The sequence below is a fragment of the Pantoea sp. X-Soil-OKNW-713 genome, assembly GCF_059730685.1.
Window position 1 is genome coordinate 1168996 of record NZ_AP035995.1, and the last position, 22245, is coordinate 1191240.

Annotated in this window: 18 protein-coding genes, 1 tRNA gene and 2 pseudogenes; 9 read left to right on the top strand and 12 right to left on the bottom strand. The window is 52.6% G+C overall.

All coding sequences use genetic code 11. From position 1 onward, the window contains the following. The first annotated feature begins 175 nt into the window (after window positions 1–175). Entirely contained in the window at window positions 176–1561 is a 1386-nt protein-coding gene (cysS, locus tag AC6I8R_RS05300) for a cysteine--tRNA ligase (protein ID WP_021182320.1), read from the top strand. A 113-nt stretch (window positions 1562–1674) separates the two neighbouring features. Here the strand turns inward: cysS and ybcJ are convergent, their stop codons facing one another. Continuing rightward, a complete protein-coding gene (gene ybcJ / locus AC6I8R_RS05305; protein WP_013508198.1) occupies window positions 1675–1887 on the bottom strand; it encodes a ribosome-associated protein YbcJ in 213 nt (70 codons plus the stop codon). Beyond that, complete coding sequence (gene folD / locus AC6I8R_RS05310) at window positions 1887–2753, bottom strand: bifunctional methylenetetrahydrofolate dehydrogenase/methenyltetrahydrofolate cyclohydrolase FolD (protein WP_021182321.1); 867 nt, start codon at window positions 2751–2753, stop codon at window positions 1887–1889. Before folD ends, ybcJ begins: the two co-directional genes overlap by 1 nt. 165 nt (window positions 2754–2918) lie before the next feature. Here folD and AC6I8R_RS05315 point away from each other — a divergent pair, with 165 nt between their 5' ends. From AC6I8R_RS05315 to AC6I8R_RS05330, 4 genes and pseudogenes are all read left to right on the top strand, one after another. Beyond that, complete coding sequence (locus tag AC6I8R_RS05315; protein WP_497831986.1) at window positions 2919–3419, top strand: DUF1198 family protein; 501 nt, start codon at window positions 2919–2921, stop codon at window positions 3417–3419. 95 nt (window positions 3420–3514) lie between these two features. Beyond that, a tRNA-Arg gene (locus AC6I8R_RS05320) sits at window positions 3515–3591 on the top strand. 298 nt (window positions 3592–3889) lie between these two features. Then, window positions 3890–4009, top strand: a pseudogene (locus tag AC6I8R_RS05325) (helix-turn-helix domain-containing protein); the annotation flags it as partial. 66 nt (window positions 4010–4075) lie between these two features. Continuing rightward, a complete protein-coding gene (locus AC6I8R_RS05330; protein ID WP_497831987.1) occupies window positions 4076–4702 on the top strand; it encodes a Vat family streptogramin A O-acetyltransferase in 627 nt (208 codons plus the stop codon). 498 nt (window positions 4703–5200) lie between these two features. On the opposite strand, the pseudogene AC6I8R_RS05335 reads toward AC6I8R_RS05330, so the two are convergent. Continuing rightward, window positions 5201–5290 (bottom strand): annotated as a pseudogene (locus AC6I8R_RS05335) (Rha family phage regulatory protein); the annotation flags it as partial. A gap of 826 nt (window positions 5291–6116) precedes the next feature. On the opposite strand from AC6I8R_RS05335, the gene proX reads away from it, so the two are divergent. Next, window positions 6117–7115 (top strand): glycine betaine/L-proline ABC transporter substrate-binding protein ProX, encoded by a 999-nt coding sequence (proX, locus tag AC6I8R_RS05340; RefSeq protein ID WP_415173224.1) that lies wholly within the window; start codon window positions 6117–6119, stop codon window positions 7113–7115. A 32-nt stretch (window positions 7116–7147) separates the two neighbouring features. On the opposite strand, the gene AC6I8R_RS05345 is transcribed toward proX, so the two are convergent. Then, complete coding sequence (locus AC6I8R_RS05345) at window positions 7148–8596, bottom strand: MFS transporter (protein ID WP_497831988.1); 1449 nt, start codon at window positions 8594–8596, stop codon at window positions 7148–7150. 222 nt (window positions 8597–8818) lie between these two features. Here AC6I8R_RS05345 and AC6I8R_RS05350 point away from each other — a divergent pair, with 222 nt between their 5' ends. Continuing rightward, on the top strand, window positions 8819–10600 hold the full coding sequence (locus tag AC6I8R_RS05350; RefSeq protein WP_415173220.1) for a cation:proton antiporter: 1782 nt from the start codon (window positions 8819–8821) through the stop codon (window positions 10598–10600). 65 nt (window positions 10601–10665) lie between these two features. Beyond that, window positions 10666–11352, top strand: a complete 687-nt coding sequence (locus AC6I8R_RS05355; protein ID WP_497831989.1) for a GntR family transcriptional regulator — start codon at window positions 10666–10668, stop codon at window positions 11350–11352. Window positions 11353–11428: 76 nt separating this feature from the next. Here AC6I8R_RS05355 and AC6I8R_RS05360 read toward each other — a convergent pair whose 3' ends face one another. Genes AC6I8R_RS05360 through AC6I8R_RS05375 form a run of 4 tightly spaced genes read right to left on the bottom strand, consistent with a single transcriptional unit; the run spans window position 11429 to window position 17158 of the window. Then, window positions 11429–12643, bottom strand: a complete 1215-nt coding sequence (locus AC6I8R_RS05360; RefSeq protein WP_497831990.1) for an amidohydrolase family protein — start codon at window positions 12641–12643, stop codon at window positions 11429–11431. Then, the gene (locus AC6I8R_RS05365) at window positions 12640–15108 is read right to left on the bottom strand and encodes a branched-chain amino acid ABC transporter ATP-binding protein/permease (protein ID WP_415173218.1); all 2469 of its coding nucleotides are present in this window, start codon (window positions 15106–15108) and stop codon (window positions 12640–12642) included. Before AC6I8R_RS05365 ends, AC6I8R_RS05360 begins: the two co-directional genes overlap by 4 nt. After that, entirely contained in the window at window positions 15105–15968 is an 864-nt protein-coding gene (locus AC6I8R_RS05370) for a branched-chain amino acid ABC transporter permease (protein WP_021182336.1), read from the bottom strand. The genes AC6I8R_RS05365 and AC6I8R_RS05370 overlap by 4 nt, the downstream gene beginning before the upstream one ends. 11 nt (window positions 15969–15979) lie before the next feature. Continuing rightward, window positions 15980–17158 carry an ABC transporter substrate-binding protein gene (locus AC6I8R_RS05375; RefSeq protein ID WP_021182337.1) on the bottom strand — a complete coding sequence of 393 codons (1179 nt, stop codon included), beginning with the start codon at window positions 17156–17158 and terminating at the stop codon, window positions 15980–15982. Between the two features lie 167 nt (window positions 17159–17325). On the opposite strand from AC6I8R_RS05375, the gene AC6I8R_RS05380 reads away from it, so the two are divergent. After that, window positions 17326–17727, top strand: coding sequence for a nuclear transport factor 2 family protein (locus tag AC6I8R_RS05380; protein ID WP_021182338.1), 402 nt, complete (start codon window positions 17326–17328; stop codon window positions 17725–17727). A gap of 90 nt (window positions 17728–17817) precedes the next feature. Here the strand turns inward: AC6I8R_RS05380 and AC6I8R_RS05385 are convergent, their stop codons facing one another. The 4 genes from AC6I8R_RS05385 to AC6I8R_RS05400 are packed head-to-tail and all read right to left on the bottom strand — an operon-like array spanning window position 17818 to window position 22097. Next, entirely contained in the window at window positions 17818–18678 is an 861-nt protein-coding gene (locus AC6I8R_RS05385; protein WP_021182339.1) for a ketose-bisphosphate aldolase, read from the bottom strand. Window positions 18679–18681: 3 nt separating this feature from the next. Then, window positions 18682–20094 carry a PTS fructose transporter subunit IIC gene (locus tag AC6I8R_RS05390; protein ID WP_497831991.1) on the bottom strand — a complete coding sequence of 471 codons (1413 nt, stop codon included), beginning with the start codon at window positions 20092–20094 and terminating at the stop codon, window positions 18682–18684. A gap of 22 nt (window positions 20095–20116) precedes the next feature. Further along, a complete protein-coding gene (locus tag AC6I8R_RS05395) occupies window positions 20117–20590 on the bottom strand; it encodes a PTS sugar transporter subunit IIA (protein WP_021182341.1) in 474 nt (157 codons plus the stop codon). Next, window positions 20580–22097, bottom strand: coding sequence for a BglG family transcription antiterminator (locus tag AC6I8R_RS05400; RefSeq protein ID WP_415173242.1), 1518 nt, complete (start codon window positions 22095–22097; stop codon window positions 20580–20582). Before AC6I8R_RS05400 ends, AC6I8R_RS05395 begins: the two co-directional genes overlap by 11 nt. Window positions 22098–22245 lie beyond the last annotated feature (148 nt).

Consider the following 22245-nt stretch of genomic DNA (forward strand, 5'->3'; position numbering starts at 1 on the left):
TGCCTCAGAGCAGCGGGCATTTTTGTAGACGCATCTTATATCACAAATTGTGATGACGCGTCAGCAAGGCAGCGACAGTTGCTATGCTGGCGTCGCGCTGAAGTAAAAAATACGGCACAATACGCAGCTAGCCTGGAAAGGCCTTTCCCGCACACGTTAAATACGGAACCGTTCAATGCTAAAGATTTATAACACCCTGACGCGACAGAAAGAGGAATTCAAACCCATTCATGCTGGCGAAATCGGCATGTACGTGTGCGGCATCACGGTGTACGACCTCTGTCATATTGGCCACGGACGTACTTTTGTGGCGTTTGACGTGGTAGCGCGTTACCTGCGCTATGTCGGTTATAAGCTGAAGTATGTGCGTAACATCACCGATATTGACGACAAAATCATCAAACGTGCCAACGAGAATGGCGAAAGCATCGAAACCCTGACCAATCGTATGATCGGTGAAATGCATAAAGATTTTGCTGCGCTGGGCATCCTGCCGCCCGATCTGGAGCCGCGTGCGACGCGTCATATCGACGAGATCATCGAGCTGGTTGGTCGCCTGATCGAACGTGGGCATGCCTACGTAGCCGACAATGGCGATGTGATGTTTGATGTACTGAGCGATAAAGATTACGGCGTGCTGTCGCGTCAGGATCTGGAACAACTCCAGGCTGGTGCGCGCGTTGAAGTAGCCGAAGTGAAGCGCAACCCGATGGATTTCGTGTTGTGGAAGATGTCCAAAGCCGACGAACCCGCGTGGAACTCACCGTGGGGCAACGGGCGTCCGGGTTGGCATATCGAATGTTCGGCGATGAACTGCAAACAACTCGGCACCCATTTTGATATCCACGGTGGCGGTTCGGACCTGATGTTCCCGCATCACGAAAACGAGGTGGCGCAATCCACCTGTGCGCACGATGGCCCGTATGTTAACTACTGGATGCACTCCGGCATGGTGATGGTTGATCGCGAGAAGATGTCAAAATCCCTCGGCAACTTCTTTACCGTGCGCGATGTGCTGCAACATTACGACGCCGAAACCGTGCGTTACTTCCTGATGTCCGGCCACTATCGCAGCCAGCTCAACTATGGCGAAGATAACCTTAACCAGGCACGCGCGGCGCTGGAGCGTCTCTACACCGCATTGCGTCATACCGATGTCAGCGCAGTGGCTGCCGGTGGCGAAGAGTTCGAAGCGCGTTTTCGCAGCGCGATGGAAGATGACTTCAACACGCCGGAAGCCTACTCGGTGCTGTTCGATATGGCGCGCGAAGTGAACCGCCTGAAAGCGGAAGACAAAACCGCGGCGGATGCGCTGGCGGCAAAACTGCGTCAGCTGGCGGATGTGCTGGGTATTCTGCAACAGGACCCGGAGCAGTTCCTGCAAAGCGGTGCGCAAGCCAACGACGATGAAGTGGCTGAAATCGAAGCGTTGATTAAGATGCGTAACGATGCGCGTAAAGCGAAAGACTGGGCGCAAGCTGATGTGGCGCGCGATAAATTGAATGCGCTGGGCATCGTGCTGGAAGATGGCCCGCAGGGCACCACCTGGCGTCGTAAGTAACGAAAAAAAGGGCGAACTTTGATGTTCGCCCTTTTTATTTCAGCCTGGTAGCGGCGCGATTTATCGCGCTTTTTAGCAGCAACAGGCGCGATAAATCGCGCCGCTACGGTTTTTTAAGCCACCACGGTAATGCGTTGGCCGGCAAATTCTACCGTCTGACCGGCAAGGATTTTGCAGCGCTTACGGGTTTCAATCGCGCCATCAACGCGCACTTCGCCTTCGTCGATCACCGCTTTGGCCTGCGCGCCGCTCTCCACCCAGCCTTCGAGTTTCAGCAAATCGCAAAGATCAACATGTGGGTGTTTACCCAAAGAAAACGTCGCCATTATGCGTTCTCCTCATCGTGATACTCTTCGCACGCTTGCAGGGTGTTCTGAATCAGGGTGGCGACCGTCATCGGGCCAACGCCGCCCGGCACAGGGGTGATGTAGGAAGCGCGTTCTGAGGCTGCCTCGAAATCCACATCGCCAACCACTTTGCCGCTTTCCAGACGGTTGATACCAACATCAATCACAATCGCGCCCGGCTTGATCCAGTCGCCCGGAATAAAGTTCGGTTTACCTACTGCCACGATCAACAGATCGGCATGTTCGATATGGTGGCGCAGATCTTTGGTGAAACGGTGGGTCACGGTGGTGGTGCAACCGGCCAGCAGCAGCTCCATGCTCATCGGACGGCCAACGATGTTGGATGCGCCAACCACCACAGCATTCAGGCCGTAGGTATCGATGTTGTAGCGCTCCAGCAGCGTGACAATGCCGCGCGGGGTGCAGGGACGCAGCTTCGGCGCGCGTTGGCACAGACGGCCCACGTTGTAAGGATGGAAACCGTCGACGTCTTTGTCCGGCACGATGCGTTCCAGTACCTTGACGTTATCGATGCCTGCCGGAAGCGGTAGCTGCACCAGAATGCCATCGATTTCGTGATCGTTGTTCAGCGCATCGATCAAATCCAGCAGCTCGGCTTCGCTGGTGGTTGCTGGCAGATCGTAAGAACGGGAAACGAATCCCACTTCTTCACAGGCGCGGCGTTTGCTGGCGACATAGATCTGCGAAGCGGGGTTTTCCCCCACCAGAACGACTGCCAGGCCAGGCGCACGTTTTCCAGCCGCCAGACGCTGCTGTACTTTTTCCGCAACCTCAAGGCGCACCTGCTGCGCAATCGTTTTACCGTCAATAATTTTTGCTGCCATCAGAGAGGAAATCCACTGTGTAATGTTGAATCGGGGAAAGGCGCCTATTCTGTCAGAAGCGCGTCGCGCTGTCAGGCACAGATTGATCCTGAGGCGCGCTTTTGTCACTTCAGATTGCCCGCGTTAACCCGTATGATGCCCGGCAATGAATTTAGTGGAATGTTTATGATCTGGCTAATCCTTGCGACTTTAGTGGTGGTTTTTGTGGTGGGTTTCCGCCTGCTGACGGCCGGTTCACGCCATGCGGCTCAGTCCCTGAGTAAACGACTGCAACTGCCGCCGGTCCATGTGGAATCGATGCTATCGCTGATGGGGAAAGAGGCGGCGAAGGAGTTCACTGACTACATCACCGGCGACAATGAAAACCATTTGCAGAACGCGGCGGCAGTGCTGCTGATTTGGCAGGTGTGCATTGTTGATGGCGGGGAAGAGAACATGCGGCGCTGGCATCAGATTCTCAGCCGGGCGCATTTTTCACCGGTGATCACCCAACAGCAACTGTTGCTGGCGATGGGCTTTCTGCGCGAACTGGAGCCGGACCGTGAAGAGATGAACCTGATGCGTGAGCGGTTTAACGGGGCGTTTTTACCGGGCGTGGAGCTGGAAGGCAAGGCGGGCGAGGAGAGTAATCTGGTGTCGCTGAGCGATTATCGTAAGCGTCATTGACAGGGATTGGTTAGAACATCAGCACTCTGCACTTGGCAGGTGCAAAAACGTTGACGCGACTGCGTGCCAACGTATAATTCGACGCAACCGCATATGCGCCCTTAGCTCAGCTGGATAGAGCACCGGCCTTCTAAGCCGTAGGTCACAGGTTCGAATCCTGTAGGGCGTGCCATCTCCTCTTCTTCTCATATCCTTTTTAGTCTGCAAAATTCACTGAAATCACAATCAATGCTGCATTCCTGATTTTTTGACGTCTATTTCGTTCCCTTAAAACTTTGCCTGTCTGGTGAATCATTCTGGCTAAAGTCGGGACGTGTCGGATATATGCTTTCCTGTTTGCCTGCAGGATATGACGAACATTGATTCTCAAGAACTATCTCGATTCTGTGAACTGGAAAAGCATTAAACTGTTCTCTCGAAACAGAAAATTACACCAATAATGATGATCAAAGAACGTGTAGAGATCTGTCATGACAGCAAAAATTAAATTCAAAAGTCCCGCATTTGAAGCTATCCATAGCGCAGCAGCCGGTATGTTGAAAGCGGGTGTGATCTCACAGAAAACCATGCGCAGCTTTGATGCAACCTGCAAAAGCACTGGCTAAAATAATGATCCGGCAGTCGTAACATTGATCCAAATGAATAAGGAGGCAAGTATGCATGGACCAGATCCGTCTGATAAGCATCCCATGAAGGGATTTCCCCAGGTTTGCTTTATTAAAAATACGATGAATAATCCCAATATCATCATTGGGGATTATACGTATTACGACGACCCGGAAGACTCGGAAAACTTTGAACGTAATGTACTTTATCATTTTCCATTTATTGGCGATAAGCTCATCATTGGCAAATTTTGCGCGATTGCCAAAGGTGTTCAATTCATAATGAACGGAGCCAACCATAAGCTTTCCGGTTTCTCCACGTTCCCGTTTTATATCTTTGGTAATGGATGGGAAAAATCGATGCCAAAGGCAGGGGATTTGCCTTACAAGGGAGATACGGTGATTGGTAACGATGTGTGGATTGGATATCAGGCATTAATCATGCCCGGCGTGAAGATAGGCAACGGAGCGATTATCTCCTCGCGTTCAGTGGTGACTTCCGATGTACCTGCTTATGCGATTGTGGGCGGTAATCCGGCGAAAGTGATTAAACAACGTTTTTCAGATGAAACCATAGCGGCTTTACAAAAGCTGGCGTGGTGGGATTGGCCTGTAGAAAAGATCACTGAAAACCTTCATACAATAATGTCCCATAACATTGAAGCATTTCGCGATTGATGGCATCTGCTACCAGGCGCGCTGAATGTCCCGCTTTTGGCAGTGTGTTGTGTGCGATAGCGGCTATCGAACACAACAAGCCGGGGGCATGGACAAAATTGAACTCAGAATTTACCCCCATAAATCATCTAATTACGCCTAACTTTTCAATCCTGTAGGGGGCTAAAAAATGGCCCACAGATGTGAGCCATGAATATCAGTAGCAAGTCCCACCAGCATGATGCGAGCCTGTTCCACCATGCGGATGCGTACCTTTAGGACATGCCATCGCTGAGGTTGAGAAAGCGAACACTGCGGTTAGCATGATTAGTGCTGCGATCTTTTTCATTTTTATTCCTGTCTTTTGTTAAGAGGTATGTAATCCTTTCGTACTCAGGCTAATTCTGACAGGCTTTCTCGCTGCTACTGTTACGCCAGATATTAGTCTATCCGGGCTTCTTCCCCTGGAAGAAGCTGTTTTTCCGCTGTTTTTTTTATGTACGACAGGAATACCGCGCCATCGGTAAAGCGGTCATATAGTTTGCTTGCAAGTGGTGAGTCTATAGCTTTAAGTGAGGGATAGAGCTGACTTCGCCAGATGTTATAAATAAAATCGTAATGAATAGCTAATGCGTTGATGTTGTATAAATTCTGCTCGCGTTCAGAAGGCGGCTTCCGAATATCTGTAAATTTAAGTACATCTTTCTTCTCAGACTCACGACCCAAATGCTCGGACTGTAATTCTGATGCCAGGTAGTTGATCATCAGATCGAAATCTTTTTTCGATGTAATATTAAGTGCTTGCATAACATCTTTAACATTCGTCTTAGTATCATCCATTTCATTGCGCTCCATTATTGGTTTCCTTTAAACCAACAAGTTGGGCAAGAGAATTCCTCATTTGTTCATAATTTGACCTGCCTGTTTATGTGACAGAACCCTGGATTTTGAATGGTTAACCAATGCCCTTTAGGCATCATATCCAGCAGCTTCATTAAGCCTTTCAGCGATAATACGGCCATTATTAAAGCCCTGCCGGATGGCTTCAGAAACGATGCGGAGTACTGCCCCTGAAGCTGTTTTTTATAGCATGGATAATCAGTAATATGCACGCCAGAATATACCGCTGTTTTTCTCATTATCCCCGTTAGAGGTTGCATGATGTGATTTATGTGTTATGGTAAATGGATGTTGAATTATTTGAGGGTGGATTCAGGGCTTCGCAAATAACTGAAAGCGAAAGCGTCTGGAAGAAAATAACAATGATGATTTCAGGTTGCCTTGGTCCGATTTTAAAATTTTCCGCTATCTTTCTTTATTCCATGTGCCGTTATCAACTTCGCGCTATCCCATCAGGTTGTTTGTCATCATTCAATTCTCTTTCTGTATGGAAAGACTTTCCCGCCATATCATAGTCAGAAAAAAGGCCATTATTATGACCAGAAGAAAATTAATATTATTACCCGTCGCTGCTTTATTCTCTTCATCTGTAGTTTTTGCCGCAGATTTACCAGGGAAAGGAGTAGACGTACACCCGGTACAGAGTACATTGCCTGAAGAATCCTTCCAGACTGAGTTAATCAACCGGGCATTGGAAAAGTTGGGTTATGATGTCAAGCCCACTGAGGAAGTGGACTATAACGTTGCGTATACCGCTATCGCTGCCGGAGATGCAACTTACATGGCGGTAAACTGGGAGCCGTTGCAGAAAGACATGTACAATGCTGCCGGTGGTGATAATAAATTTTATCGCGAAGGTAGCTATATAACAGGTGCGGCACAGGGATACCTGATTGATAAAAAAACGGCAGATAAGTATCACATTACAGATATTTCACAGTTTAAAGATCCGAAAATAGCTAAATTGTTTGATGCGAATGGCGATGGAAAAGCGGATCTGGCGGGTTGTAATCCTGGCTGGGTTTGTGGACAGGTGATTGATGCACAAATTAAAGCTTATGGTTTAAGTGGTACAGTGCAGCAGAACCAAGGGAATTATTCCGCCATCATCGCAGATACCCTGACGCGCTATAAGTCTGGGAAACCAGTTCTGTATTTCACCTGGACGCCATATTGGGTCAGTGATGAATTAAAACCAGGAAAAGATGTTGTCTGGTTGACCGTGCCTTTTTCTGTTACGCCAGGCTCTCAGAAAAATGAAGATACTGCATTGCCTAATGGGAAAAATTACGGTTTCAAACCTAATAATGAGCATGTAGTTGCTAACAAAGAATGGGCGGCTAAAAACCCGGCAGCAGCGAAATTGTTTGCCATCGTGAAATTACCCCTTGCTGATGTCAATGCACAGAATCAACGTATGCATGAAGGTGAATCCTCTGCAGCCGATATTCAACGACATGTAGATGGTTGGATCAAGGCACACCAGGCTACTTTCGATGGTTGGATCAAACAGGCGAAAGCAGCGGTGCGATAACCAGACTATCCCGACCTGTTCTCAGGTCGGGATTAACGTTGTCGCTGAGAAACACGCTCCCCCGCTGCCGGCTCCAGCCGCACCATATCCCACACCCCAATCAGCGTAATCAGGGCAATCACCCCAAACCCCACTTTAAACCCTATCCCTGGTACCGCCGCGTAACCAAACTCATCCCCCAACACCGTCCCCAGCCGGATACACAACGCTCCCAGCGTTACCCCCAGCCCGCTCGCCAACTGTAAGGAGGTACTAAACAGCGTATTCGCCGAACTCATCTCCTGCGCGGGCACCTCGGCAAAAGCCAGTGAGCTGATCCCGGTAAACTGCATCGAACGACTTAATCCGCCCATAAATAGCAGTACCAGCGTAATCACATGCGGTGAAGTCGGCGTCAAAAACGCACACAGCAGCAGCGTCAGCACACAAACCACACCGTTTCCAATCAGCAGCTTACGGAAGCCAAAATAGCGAATCAGTGGCGTGGTGGCGGGTTTCATCGCCAGGTTACCGGCAAACACCGCCAGCACCAACGAACCGGCTTGAAAGGCATTCATGCCGAAACCGACCTGGAACATCAGCGGCAGCATAAAAGGAGCGGAGCTGATAGTGGCACGTAGCAGGAAGCCACCACGCATGGTGATGCGGAAAGAGGGCACGGAAAGCGATGACAGACTAATCAGCGGCGCTTTGCTGCGGCGCAAATGGCGGATGCTCCACACCAGCGTTGCCAGTCCAAGTGCAATCGTCACGGCTGCGGCAGCCAGGCTGGCGCTTTGCTGGCTCAACATTTCCAGGCCAGCCACCAGGCACAGCATGGTGACACCGGTAGCGATAAAACCGGTGACATCGAATGGGCGATGCTGGTGAGCCGAGTCATTTGGCATCATGCGCAGCGCCAGGATGATGGCGATAATCCCCAGCGGCACATTGAGGAAAAAGATCCAGTGCCAACTGGCGTAGGTAGTGATAAACCCGCCGAGCGGCGGCCCAATGATCGGGGCGACCAGCGCGGGCCACGTCAGGGTGGCGATGGCTTTGATCAGCTGATCTTTAGGCGTGGTGCGCAGTACCACCAGACGGCCAACCGGCACCATCATGGCACCGCCAATGCCCTGTAAGATACGCATCAACACAAATTCAGTGACGTTATGCGTCAGGCCGCAAAACAGTGATGACAGGGTGAAAATGGTTAACGCGAGGCTGAAGACATTACGCGCACCAAAGCGTTCCGCCACCCAGCCATTGGCCGGGATCAGCACCGCCAGCGTTAGCAGATAGGCGCTGATGCCGATATTCAGATCGATAGCGGAGACGCCAAACGCTTTGGCCATGTCCGGTAACGCGGTGGCGATCACCGTGCCATCGAGGAATTCCATAAAAAATGCGCTGGCAACCAGTAGCGCCAGGCCGGAGATGCGATCCGCATCGTGGCGTGGCTTTTGCGGGGTGGTTTCCTGAGTAGAATCTGACAGTGCCATCGGTTATCTCAGCATAACCCTGATAATCAGGTAGATGTATGACAAGTTTGTGATGTTGTTATACCAAATAAACAAAATAAGACAGAAGCGATTCCGCCTTTTTATTTGGTAAATATTGATATCTGACAATTATTTCGGACCTGGCCTGTCCGTAACTGACACTCCCGAAAATGCCAACTATGCTATCCGACACGACACTAATCATGAATTAAGGGTCTGATCATGGAATTATCAGTGCCTCTGCTGTTGGTCATAATTGGTTTTACCTCTCTGGTGGCGCAGTGGATTGCCTGGCTCATACGTTTACCAGCGATTTTGACCCTGCTGTTGTGTGGCATTCTGCTGGGACCGGTGACACAGATTCTTAAGCCAGATGCCTTATTCGGTAATCTGCTGTTTCCCTTGGTGTCATTGGCGGTAGCCATTATTTTGTTCGAGGGAGCACTGACACTACGTTTCAGTGATGTCAAAGGCTTGGGGAGGGTTATCCGTAATCTGGTGACTGTCGGGATGCTGGCTACTTTTGTGGTGGTGAGCCTGGCGTGCTGGGGGATTTTACAACTCACTCCTGAGATCTCCGCACTCATCGGCGCCGTTACTGTGGTGACTGGGCCAACAGTGATTGCCCCCTTAATGCGGGTGGTACGACCCAATGCGGCTATTAATCAAATATTGCGTTGGGAAGGTATTGTGATCGATCCAGTGGGCGCTATCTTCACCCTGCTGGTATTTGAATTTATTACCTTACGGCAGGAAACTAATACCTGGTTTCATCTGTTGGCAACACTAATAAAGACGCTTTCTGTCGGGGTCTTGCTGGGTGGAATTGCCGGTTGGTTGTTAGGTAATGCCCTGAAACGGGCCTGGATACCCGTTTATCTGCAAAATTTCGCCGTACTGGCCGTAATCCTGGCCTCTTTTGGTCTATCTAATGCAATTGCCGATGAGGCTGGACTGATGACGGTCACCGTTGCAGGTGTATGGCTGGCAAATATGCGGGATGTGGATATCAGCGATATCCTGGCATTTAAAGAAGAGTTGTCGGCCATCCTTATCTCGGCGTTATTTATCATCCTTGCGGCGCGTCTTGATCTTCATTCACTTATGCAAATGGGATGGCCGCTACTGGGCATGTTATTGATTGTCCAATTGGTGGCGCGGCCATTATGTATTGTTTTGGCAACCCTGGGCTCTCAGCTTAAGGTACGGGAGAAATTATTATTGAGCTGGATCGCCCCGCGAGGCATTGTGGCGGCGGCTGTAAGTTCTCTTTTTGCCTTAACGCTGGAGCGAAACGGCTATCCAGGCGCAAATCAACTGGTCACTGTCGTGTTTGCTGTCATCATCGGCACAGTGGTGATTCAAAGCCTGACCAGCTCCCCTCTTGCTCGTTTACTCAAGGTACAGCAGCGTAAACCTCGCGGTGTGATGATCACCAGTGCTGATGAAGTGGCGCGTTCATTTGGGATAGCGTTAAAGAAAATCGGTATCCCGGTGCAGCTAGCCGACAACAATTGGGAATATTGTCGGCTTGCTCGCATGGAAGGTTTACCCGCCTATTACGGAAATCCGTGGTCGGAACATGCAGAAAACTCATTGGATATCAGCAGCATTGCTCAGGTTTTTGCTTTATCGCCTGACCAGCATCGTAACGCATTAAGTGTCTATCATTTCAGTCATTTATTAGGTTCGGAACATGTGTTCACGGTACGTTCTGACGCAGGTGATAAGGCCAGTTCCACTACCAGAAAAAGCCGTTTCGGTCGCCAGACCCGGCTATTAGGGGCAGGGATAACCTGGGAAAAGCTGAATCAGCTGCTTTCAACGGGCGGCTATCTAAAAGCAACCAACCTGAATGAAAATTTTGGCTGGACAGATTACCTCGAAAAGAATCACGGCGTTGTCCCCCTGTTTGCATTAAATGAAGCAGGCTTCCTCATCGCGTTAAGTGGTGAGGCGATGCCACCTCTGCCGTTTACGCTTGTTGCCCTGGTGAGAGAATAATGCATTCAGCAAGCAGCCCTGGAGATGTTAATATCGAGGCATTAACACCCCCGGATGAGGTCAGAATGAGTCAGGTCGCCACCGCGAAGCAGCGTGAAGTGCAGCGTATCGTTGATGCGCTCTCGCTCGCTATCGCGCAGCATCGTCTAAAGCCAGGCAGGCGGTTAGTCGAGGCGCAAATTGTCGAGGCGCTAAAAGCCAATCGCAACCATGTGCAGGCGGCGCTACAACGTCTGGCGTTGCAGCATATCGTGACTATCGAACCCAATATCGGTGCGATGGTGGCGCATCCTGAAGCGCAGGAAGCGCGGGAGATCTTTATTGCCCGGCGGGCGATTGAGAGCGCGATTGTGGCGTCGATAACCCCCACGCAGATGGCGCAGTTTGCCGATGATATCGATGCGCAGCAAAAGGCCGAACATGCCGCCACCGGGCAGCAGGATCGTCGTGATATCGTGCGTGAGTTGAGTGCCTTTCACCTGTTGTTGGCAAAAGTTAGCGGCAACAAAGTATTGAGTGAAATTCTGTCAAACCTGATGGTGCGCAGTTCGCTGATTGTCGCGCTGTATCAGCGTAATGATGTGCCGTCATGCCAGTGCGCCGAGCACGGTGCGATCCTTACGGCGTTAAAAACGGGCAACACCGAAGAAGCGCAGCAAATCATGCTGGCGCATCTGAATGAACTGGAAGCGGAACTGGATTTAACCGAAGTGGTATCCGAGGAGCTGTCGCTGAGCCAGGCACTGCTGTAAACGGGGTACGAGCGGTCAGTCGCCCTCATCCCGACCTTCCCCCGTAAGCGGGAGAAGGAGGGGGGCCACATACCCGTTAAGGTCTATTGAGCACAGCCTGCGGGCGGTTGAAGGTTTGTCTGCCACGTTTAAAACCGGCGATTGGTGGGGCAATCTGCGCCACAATTTGCCCGGCGTGTGTCACATCAAATATCACCATATCGGCCAGGCAGCCTGGCGTCAGGCCATAGTCGGTTAAGCGCAACAGCTTTGCCGACTGGCTGGAGATCCAGCTCAGGCATCGCAGCAAATCTCCCTGGGTTCCCAATTGACGCACGTTGGCGAACAGGTTGGCCTGGCGTACCAGTGAGGCATCGCCAAACGGGGTAAAGGGATTGGCGATATTGTTGGTGGAGAGGGAACATACCACGCCACAGCGATCCAGCTCATCCAGCGGTGCGACGCCGCGCGGTTGCAGGGCAAAGCGATCGCGTGCGGTGAGAAACAGATCGGTGGCGGGCAGGGCGGTAACCTGCACCCCCGCATCAGCGAGCCTCCGGCCTAATGCACGCAGTGGCTCGATATCCAGAATCGATAACTTGGTAACGTGCCCGACGGTAACCCGACCGCCCCAGCCTGCACGTTCTGTCTCCTCAATCACGCTATCGATCAGCCGGTTTTCTGGCGACAGATCGAAATCGAGATGAAAATCGAGATCGACATCATAGCGTTGGGCTAAGGCAAACAGCCGCTGGATCTGACCAATTGGATCGCTGTCGGTATACGGGCAGCCGCCCAGCAGATCCGCACCCGATGCCAGCGCTTCGCACAGCAGCGTCTCTGTGCCTGGATTATTCAGCATCCCTTCCTGCGGAAATACGCAAAGTTGCAGATCCAGCGCCCAGGCGTAATCTGCCTGCAAACGGCGGATGGCGCGAAAACCGGTCAGACCAATCACCGGATCGATCTCGATATGGGTACGCATGCGCGTGGTGCCCTGAATAATGGCTTGTTCCAGCACGCGGGCACCACGTTGATAAACGTCCTCCTCATTGAAATCGGCTTTGGCGCGCGCGGTTTCACGTATCGCCTCCGCCAGCGTACCCTCCTGCTGGCGGCAGCGATCGATGATGCAGGCTTTATCGAGGTGGATATGGGTTTCCAGCAGACCGGGCAGCACCAGCGCACCCGCCAGATCCAGCGTCTCCGCCGGTTCATTATGTGCAGCGACAAAATGTTCGTTGGCGATGTACAGCGTTTGCAACGCCTCTGCGCCCGGTAATCGGGCATTGATGATGTTCAGCCGTTTCATGCGTTCCCTGCTCCCAGCCAGGCTTCTGCCAGATCCGCCTGCGCCAGCAGATCCTGCGCGCGTCCGGCTTTCACCACTTCACCCGATTCCAGCACCAGCGCACGGTCGGCAATGGTCAGGGCGAGATTTGCCATCTGATCGACCAGCAGCAGCGTGACGCCTTCATTACGTAACCCGGCCAGCGCGTCATACAGTTCGCCAATCATCGCAGGTGACAGGCCGAGGCTGGGTTCATCCAGCAGCAAAATTGAGGGGCGCGACATCAGGCCACGGCCAATCGCGACCATCTGTTGTTCGCCGCCGGAGAGCAGCCCAGCCTGGCTGTGCAGGCGATCGCGCAGGCGCGGGAAGCGGCGCAGGATCGCCTCCACTTCCGCCTGCGGATCGAGTCGTTCGCTACAGGCATACTGGCCGATCAACAGGTTATCCAGCACCGTCATTTGCGGGAACAACTGGCGTCCTTCCGGCACCAGCGCCAGACCGCGAGCGGCGATTTGGGCGGCGTTGAGTTCTTTGATCGAATGATCGTGCAGATAAATGGCTCCGCTGCGTGCCGGATGCAGCCCGGCCAGCGTTTGCAGAATGGTGGATTTCCCGGCTCCGTTGGCACCGAGAATCGCCACGGTTTCGCCCGGATTGACGGTGAAGCTGACATTACGCACCACCGGCGCAGCGCCATAGTCGAGCGTCAGTTTATCCACCACCAGCCCCGGTTCGCCGCTGCTGCGCAACGGCATCACGCGCGGTTTGCCGCGATACTCGGTGCCGCCGAGATAGGCAGCGATCACCGCCGGATTGCGCTGCACCTCTGCCGGACTGCCTTGTGCCAGGGGTTTACCGGCATCCAGCACTTGCAGACGATCGCTGACCGCCATCACCAGCGCCATATCGTGTTCAACCACGATCACTGCCAGACCAAATTTTGCCAGTCGGCGCAACAGCGGGATCAGGGCATCCGTTTCTTCCCGACTCAGTCCGGCTGCGGGTTCATCCAGCAGCAGCAGGGCAGGATCGAGCGCCAGCGCCCGGGCAATCTCCACCAGCCGACGATCAACATGCGGCAGATCTTCTGCCGGGGTATGCACCGAACCGCGATAACCAACCAACGCCAGCAGTGCCAGCGCAACCTCCCGTTGCTGCTGCGCCGGGTGTCGCCACGGCAGTCCCTGGCGGCCACGCTGCTGGGCCACCAGCAGGTTTTCCAGCACGCTCATTCCGCCGAACAGTTGGGTGGTTTGGTAGGTGCGGGCGATCCCGGCGCGTGCGACGCGCCAGGCAGGCTGACCACGCAGTTCCTGTTGCAGGCGAATGCTGCCGCTGTCGGCACGATAAAAGCCGCTGATCATATTCAGCACCGTGGTTTTTCCGGCGCCGTTTGGCCCCATCAGGCCGAGGATCTCACCGGCACGCACTTTGAAGCTGACATCGTTGGCCGCCTGGACGCCACCAAAACGGATGCCGATCCCCTCGACATTCAACACATCATTGCCGCCACGCTGGAAGTGACGTTGCAGCAGGGCTTCGTCGGGTGTTGCAGGGGCGAATTGCGCAGCGGGTTTCGCCAGCCAGCGCGCCAGCGTACCGAGCAGGCCACGCGGTGCCAGCCACAGCACGCTGAGTAGCAACACGGCAAAAATCAGCAGGCGATATTCCGCGAACGAGGACAGCAGCTCCGGCAGCACCACAATCAATAACGCGCCCAGCAGTGGGCCGAATAGCGTACCGCTACCGCCAACCACCACTGCCAACACAAACAGGATCGACTGTGCGAAGGGGAAAGAATCCGGGTTGATAAACATCATCAACGGCGCAACGAAAGTACCGGCGGCGCTGGCGAGCATGGCAGAAAGCGCGAACGCCAGCGTTTTACTGACCACCGGGTTAAAGCCCAGCGAACGGGCAGCAATCTCACTGGCCTTGACGGCACGCATCGCCAGTCCCCATTGGCTGCCTTGCAGGCGGGCAAACAGCGCCAGCGCTGCCAGCATCAGCACGGCGCAGCATAAGGCCAGTCCGATATTGGGATCGATCGGGCCAAAGTCGGGCATCGGGATGCCCATCAATCCATTCGAGCCGCCGGTCACCTCACGCCATTCAATCAACACATGGCGCACCACCAGCGCAAAAGCGATGGTAATCATCGCCAGAAACGGACCGCTGACACGCAGCGCCGGGATGGCCAGTAAACCGCCAATCACGCCACATACCACCATCGCCACCAACATGGCGACGCCGAGCGGCACGCCATTCATGGTCAACGCCGCCGAAATGTAGGCTCCGAGCGCGTAGAAGGCGATGTGGCCGAAGGAGATTTGTCCGCTTAGCCCCAGCAGAATATTCAGCCCGACCACCGTAGTGACGGCGAGGGCAAACAGGGAGAACACCAGCAGCGCATAGCTGCCGAGCACGAAGGGCAGCAGCAGGCTGATCAGCGCCAGCGCAGCGAGGGGGAGGGTTTTGATCATACTTTGACCCTTAATTTTTGCCCGAACAACCCGTTCGGGCGCAGCGCCAGTGCCAGAATCACCAGCGAGAAGGTGAAGATTTGCGTGAAGGCGGAGCCAAACCACAGCGTAACCAGCGCTTCACTGAGGCCAAACAGCAACCCGGCGATCCAGATGCCGCTGCTGCTGGCAAGACCGCCGAGGATCGCCACCGCGAAGGCTTTCAGGCCGAATAAGGTGCCCATATCGCTTTGGATGCTGAACAACGGCGCGATCAGCAGGCCAGCCAGCGCGGCAAACACGGTGGAGAGGGCGAACGCCACTGCCACCACGGTATTCACCCGAATGCCCATTAACTGCGCAGCGCGCGGGTTCTGTACCGTGGCTTCCAGCACTTTGCCGATGCGGCTGTAACGGCGGATCACGGTCAGAGCCACCACGATTACCACGCCGGTCAGCGGGATCAGCAGGTTGATTAGTGACCATGAGCTGCCAAACAACGTAAAGGTGACGTCGGTCACCGGGAACTGGCGCGGCTCTTTGCCGAAAGTAAACATCGCCAGGTTATCGACGAGGATCCCGCCCGCCACCGTCGCCATCAGCCAGGCTTCCGAATTGCGTGCCACAAATGGCCGTACCAGCAGGCGTTCAATCACCACGCCATACAAGGCGCAGCACAGCAACGTGGCGGGCAGAGCCAGCCACAACGGCCAGCCGAAAGTCACGTACAGGCTGTAACCGAGGGTTGCGCCCACCATCATGGCGCTGCCCTGAGCAAAGTTCAGGGTGCGGGACACAATCCAGGTGATATGAAAGCCGAGCGCCAGCAGGGCATACATGCTGCCGAGGCTAAGTCCGGTGGACAGGGCGGTACTCCACATTATCCTTCTCCTTACTGGGTAACTGGCAGGATCTGCTCGCCTTCAAACCGGGCAAACACGTAGTCTTTCGGTCCCAGGGCATCGTGTTGCTGCACGGTGAACGGTTGCTGATAATGTTTAATCAGGCCGTCATAATCCTTGATGGCGTAGAAACCATTGCGAATGGCGGTGCCATCGAGGCTGGTGGCGTTGTTCAGCGCCAGGGCGGTCAGGTGCATGGCATCGTAAGCATTGGCGATGCCCACCGCCGGTGTGACATCTGCCAAGCCTTTGATTTGTGGATACTGTTTTTTCAGTTCATCCATCACCTGGTTGCCTTTGGCCGAGTTATGGTCGGTAAAGACAAAGGTCTGGATAAAGGTCACCTGATCGGCACCTGGGCCAGCCAGCTCGCTGAAGCGACCGCCAGCGGGTCCCCAGTGCGAAACGACCGGTACCTGCCAGTTCATCTTATGCAGCGATTTCACTACCTGCGCCGAAGGTCCGACGTTGCCGACCATCAGCAGGGTATCGGCACCGTCATTTTTCAGGCGGGTCAGTTGCGGCACCAGGTCCACATCACTGTCTTCGATACGTTCAACCCCGGCTACCGGGATGTTGTTTTTCTGCAATGCCGCGCGGAAACCCTTCTCGTTCGATTCCCCCCACGGATTGTTTACCAGGATCATGCCGGCTTTTTTCATGCCTTTCTTTTCGCTGGCGTATTCCACCAGTGCTTCATCCACCAGTTCATCCACTGCGGAGACGCGGAACACGTAGTTCTCCTTCGCACCGTTATGGGTGATGCCGGTGCCTGCGGCCCACAAGCCGACAAAAGGGGTCTTCAATTGATTCGCCAGCGGTACGATCGCCAGCGAGACGGGGGTGTCCAGGCCGCCGAACAGCACGGCAACTTTTTCACGCTGGATCAATTCGCGCGCAGCCAGCATCCCTTTGCCGGGGTTGCTTTCATCATCACGGCGCACCAGCTCCAGCGGATGGCCTTTCACACCACCTGCCGCATTGATCTCGTTGATGGCGATGGTCAGCCCACGGGTCAGCGCCTCGCCCGATTTAGCCGATTGACCTGACAGTGCCGTGACCAGACCGACTTTGATCGGATCGGCTGCCAGCACGCTCGCTGACATCATGGTCATCAGGGTGGCGGCAGCGCATAAACGCCAGTTTTTCAGTAACGATTTTCCGGACATCACTCACCTCATGTGGATTGCTAGCAATAATATTTTTATTTCTAGCAATTTCGATGCCAGTTTGTTATTGCTTAAAAACAGGCGGTTTATCCCGCAAGTTAGCGGCAAAGTTGCGCCATTGTGGTGCTGATGCGCCAGCGTTGTGCAAATTCACATCAGGAGGTTTTATGTCTGAGATTGAGCAAGCGGTTGAGGTGGTTAAGGGGTTTTTAGCAGCATCTATGGCTCCCGATGCGGTGCTGGCAGCGACCTTTATGCATCCGCAGGTAAGTATTACCTTTACCGGGAAACGTGAGTTTCCCACCACCAAAGGGATCACGGACTTCAACGGTGCACGCTATAAATGGGTGAAGAAGTCCGTCGGACAATTTGACTGGATGGATCGCGGCGATCACGTTGTGGTGTACTCCAACGGCACCCTGTATGGCGAGTGGCCGGATGGTCGACCCTTTGCCGGTAATCGTTATCTGGATCGTTATGAAGTGCGCGAGGGATTGATCGTGAAAATGGACGTGTGGAACGACAGCGCCGAATGGATTCTGGCACCGGAGATTGGGCGCGTGGAGTAGTCATGATCCGTAGCGGTGCGATTTATCGCGCGGTTTTTTCGTAACCAAAACCCGCGCGATAAATCGCGCCGCTACGGCATGTGCTGTTAATTAATGATAAAGCTCCGCTTTACCCACCGAAGAAAACAGCTTCATTTTATGTTCCACTACCGCGCGAGCCGAAGCCATCGGTTGAATAAACAGGCTGCTTGGCTCATGGCTTGGTGATTTCATGGATTCTTCCAGCGCCACGAAGAAGGCTTTTTTCATATCGCTGGAGATATTGATTTTGCCGACGCCATATTGAATCGACTCCGCCACTTCGCTGTCTTTGTTACCGGAACCGCCATGCAGTACCAGCGGAATCGACAGGCGTTGCTGGATCGCTTTCAGGCGATCAATATCCAGTTTGGGTTGCATACCTGGCGGATAGAGGCCATGTGACGTGCCTATCGCCACCGCCAGGGTATCGACGCCAGTTTCTCGGACAAAACGTTCAGCCTGCGCGGGATCGGTGTAGAGGATTTCGTTGTGTCCACCTTCTGCGCTGCCCTGCGCCACACCAATGGTGCCGAGTTCCGCTTCGACAGACACATTCACCGTGTGCGCCACCTCAGTCACTTTGCGGGTGATGGCGATGTTCTCCTCCAGCGGGAACGCAGAGGCATCGATCATCACCGAGGTGTAGCCGGTGCGAATGGCGCGCATCACCTGTTCCAGCGACTGGCCGTGATCCTGATGGATAACCACTGGCACCGATGCATTGCTCGCCAGTTCGCGCAAATAGACAATAAATGCATCGCCGACAAATTCATGCTCATCCGGGTGTACCTCTAAAATCACCGGAGATTGCAGTTTTTCCGCGACCTCAATCACCAGGCGCGCAAATTCGGCGGAAGCAATATTGAAGGCGCCGACGCCAAACTTATTCTGCTGCGCAACCTGGAGTAAATCTTTCATATTCATCAACATCACTTAACCCTCTTGTGGAAGTTCCTGACAATCTTTTTTGACAAAACGGAGAATCAGCGCGGTCAAAATGGCACCGGCGGCGATGGCGCAGGCATAGGCAACGACATGGGTGATGACATTCGGGATAAACATCACGAAGATGCCGCCGTGCGGGGCGCGGGAGCCGCAACCCAGCGCCATAGAGAGCGCGCCTGCCAGACCTGAACCGGCCACAATCGCGGGGATCACGCGCAGCGGATCGGCCACGGCGTAGGGGATGGCTCCTTCAGTGATAAATGACAGGCCCAGCACCCAGGTGACTTTCCCGGTTTCTCTCTCCTGATGGGTGAATTTCTGTCTGAACAGCAGGGTGGCCAGTGCAATACCCAGCGGCGGTACCATCCCGGCGGCCATACAGGCAGCAATCGGTTCATAGATTCCGGAGGACATTAAGCCAATGGCAAACATGCAGACGGTTTTATTTAACGGGCCGCCCATATCGAACGCCACCATCATGCCAATCAGCAGCCCCATAATCGCGGCGTTGGTATTGCCGAGATTTTCCAGAAAGGTGGTCAGAGCCTGAAGCAGCACTTTGATCGGTTCACCGACGACAAAAATCATCAATGCGCCGGTAATCAACACGCTGAGCAATGGCACGATCAGAATCGGTTTCAGGCCCGCCAACGCTTTGGGCAGGTTGACATATTTCACGATGGCGAAAGTAACGTAACCGGCGAGGAAACCCGCTAACAGCGCGCCGAGAAAGCCCGACCCGGTGTGAATGGCCAACATCCCGCCGACGGCACCCGACACAATCCCCATATTGCCGCTGATCGATTTACTGATCCCGAGAGAAAGTATCGGTAGCATCAGGGCAAAAGCCGCGCCGCCGCCAATATCAGAAAACATCTTCGCCAGTGGACTGAAATGCGGATCGCCTGGTGTCGCCGCGGTAATACCGAATGAAAAACTCAGGGCAATTAAAATACCACCGGCGACCACAAACGGGATCATCAGGTTTACGCCAGTAATTAGATGGACATAGATTTGTGAAAACCATGACCGGCTTTGATCCGTTGATTCAGATTCGCTATGGCTACGGCTATTTTTGAGTTCCAGTAACTCTGATTTTATTTTTCCTGACAGAATATCATTTAATAATCCCTGTGCATCTTTTGCTGCACGGGTAACCGGCACCCGAATAATTTTCTTGCCACTAAAGCGCGAAAGGTCAATCACTTTATCCGCAGCAATTAATACCGTGTCGGCCTTTTTAATATCGTCCGAGGTCAGGATATATTCACTTTCAACCGCACCTTGTGTTTCGACAAGGATATCGACACCCATCTTTTTGGCATTCTTTTTTAAATTTGCTTCGGCAAGATAGGTGTGAGCAACGCCTGTAGGGCAGGCGGTAATGGCTATGATGTTCATTATGCTCTCCTGATGAAAATTATTATTCTTCGCTATGATTGACGATTAAATCATAAAGCTCCTCCTTAGTTTGCGAATTGATAAGTTTATCCACGGTGTCATCGTCACCGAGGGCGATCGATATTTTAGCCAGTACCCGGATATGACCTGCACCGCTGTCAGCATCTTTGACGGCAAAAAGAATAACCAGTTTGACGTCGGAACTGTCCATCGTTTCCCAGTCGACAGGGGAGCTGAGTTTGGCAACCGCAATACGGGTTTCTTTCACCCAGGATGATTTCCCATGCGGGATCGCAATCTGGTTTTCAAATCCAGTGGAACCCAATTCCTCGCGCGCCAGTACATCATGGATAAAACCGGCCTTATTGGTGATTACCTGCTCGGAGTAAAGACAATCTGTCATTTTCTCAATAACTTCGAGTTTGTCTTTAGCAACCAAATCGGTCAGCACACAGGAACGGCTTAACAAATCTGCGACCACAATTTTATCGAGCATCACATTTCTCCTTACGGGTTATATCGGTTCCCAGGCATTCAACAACGCGAGCAATATCATTTCTGGAAAAGAGCGCCGAAACATAGGCGACAGGCAATTCAATATCGTCTAAGCGAATGGTGGAAATAATCAGATCGCAGTGCTGGCTTTGCAGTGTCTGTTTGAGACGGGCGCCAGGGACAATATCGATAATCTCCCATTCGGGAAAGGCACGGTTAATACGGCTGGATAACAGTTGTGAAGTACCGATACCACTGGAGCAGACCAGAATGACCCGTTTTTTTGCTTTGGTTTTTTCCAGCGCGTTCTGAATATAGATAGTCAGCCAGGCAATTTCGTCGTCAGAAGGCAGAGCAAGATGCTGCTCCTGATGGATCGCGAATGCGGTTTGTTTCACCGCCGTAAATACCTGATTAAATTCGTTACGGATCTCTTCCAGCAACGGATTATGGATAACAATCCCGTAAACCAGACGGTTCAACATCGGTTTTATATGGGAAGCCAGCGCTTTTTTTAATCCACTATCACGGGAAAAATCGATATCCAGTGAGGCGGAGAGTCGGTTAACCAGCAAACCGGCATATTCCATCGCGGTGCAATCATGAGGGTTATTCTCTGTTTCTGCCACGGTGACAGGGTGCATGCCAGATGAAATAATATATTGGTAAATATAATTGACTTCGATAGCCGGAAAACGGGTTTGGTATTCATTTTCCAGCCAGAGGATAGCATTTTCGGCAATGCGCCATTCCCGGTTATCGTAACGAATAAAAACCGTTTGTTCCGCCATATTTCTGCCGGGATGTAAGTTGCGGCGCAGCGTGACCAGCAGATGAGAAAATAAGTTTGTGTAATAAGGCTCACTGATTGAACCTTGCAACTCTTCCTCAATGAGGGCAATCAGGTTCATACAGTTGGCAACATTTTCCTGACCAAACTCAGTAATAAGTTGCACCCTGGAAAAACGGTCGATGCGGCTGTCGGTCATCTGATAATTGCTCAGCACGCTATGGGTAATAATCTCTTTCAGTGCCATTCTGATGTTATAATCCGTTCCGGAAATAAAAGTTCCTGAATGGTTTTTTCTGATCGCAAGGGAAAACTTTTCAATCCAGATTTCAATCTTTTTCAAATCTTCAACGATAGATGAGCGACTGATAAAATATTTTTCCGCCAGTGCACTGATGGATAAAGGATCGGGCGAATCTGAGAGTAAATCGGTGGTCATGCTGATCAGCCGCTTACTTTTCAGAATGCCGAGCATGGCATCATCGTTAGTATCATGTGGTACGGAAAGGGTACTACTGACATCTAATTTCAATCCCAGTCCCGGTTTGCTGATAACTTTATTGTTTCCCAGGTAATACAAGTTAATCACTTCCACATCACGACGGATGGTACTGATAGAAATATTGAGCTGTTGCGCTACCTGGGTCATCGGCAACCAGCTATTCTCCAGTGCCAGTAAGTTAACTAACTCTATTTGTCTTTTGTTGAGCACTGTCATTGTTATCCTCTGCGCAGAATTTATGTCGGTGCTGGCTCTGTGGTTGTTATAGCCAGAAATCAGGAGGGGAGAAATACCAAAACATGAACGGAATATGTTCAAAATGATGAACACAGTTAAATCAGAATAATAATGTCAGGGCATTGCC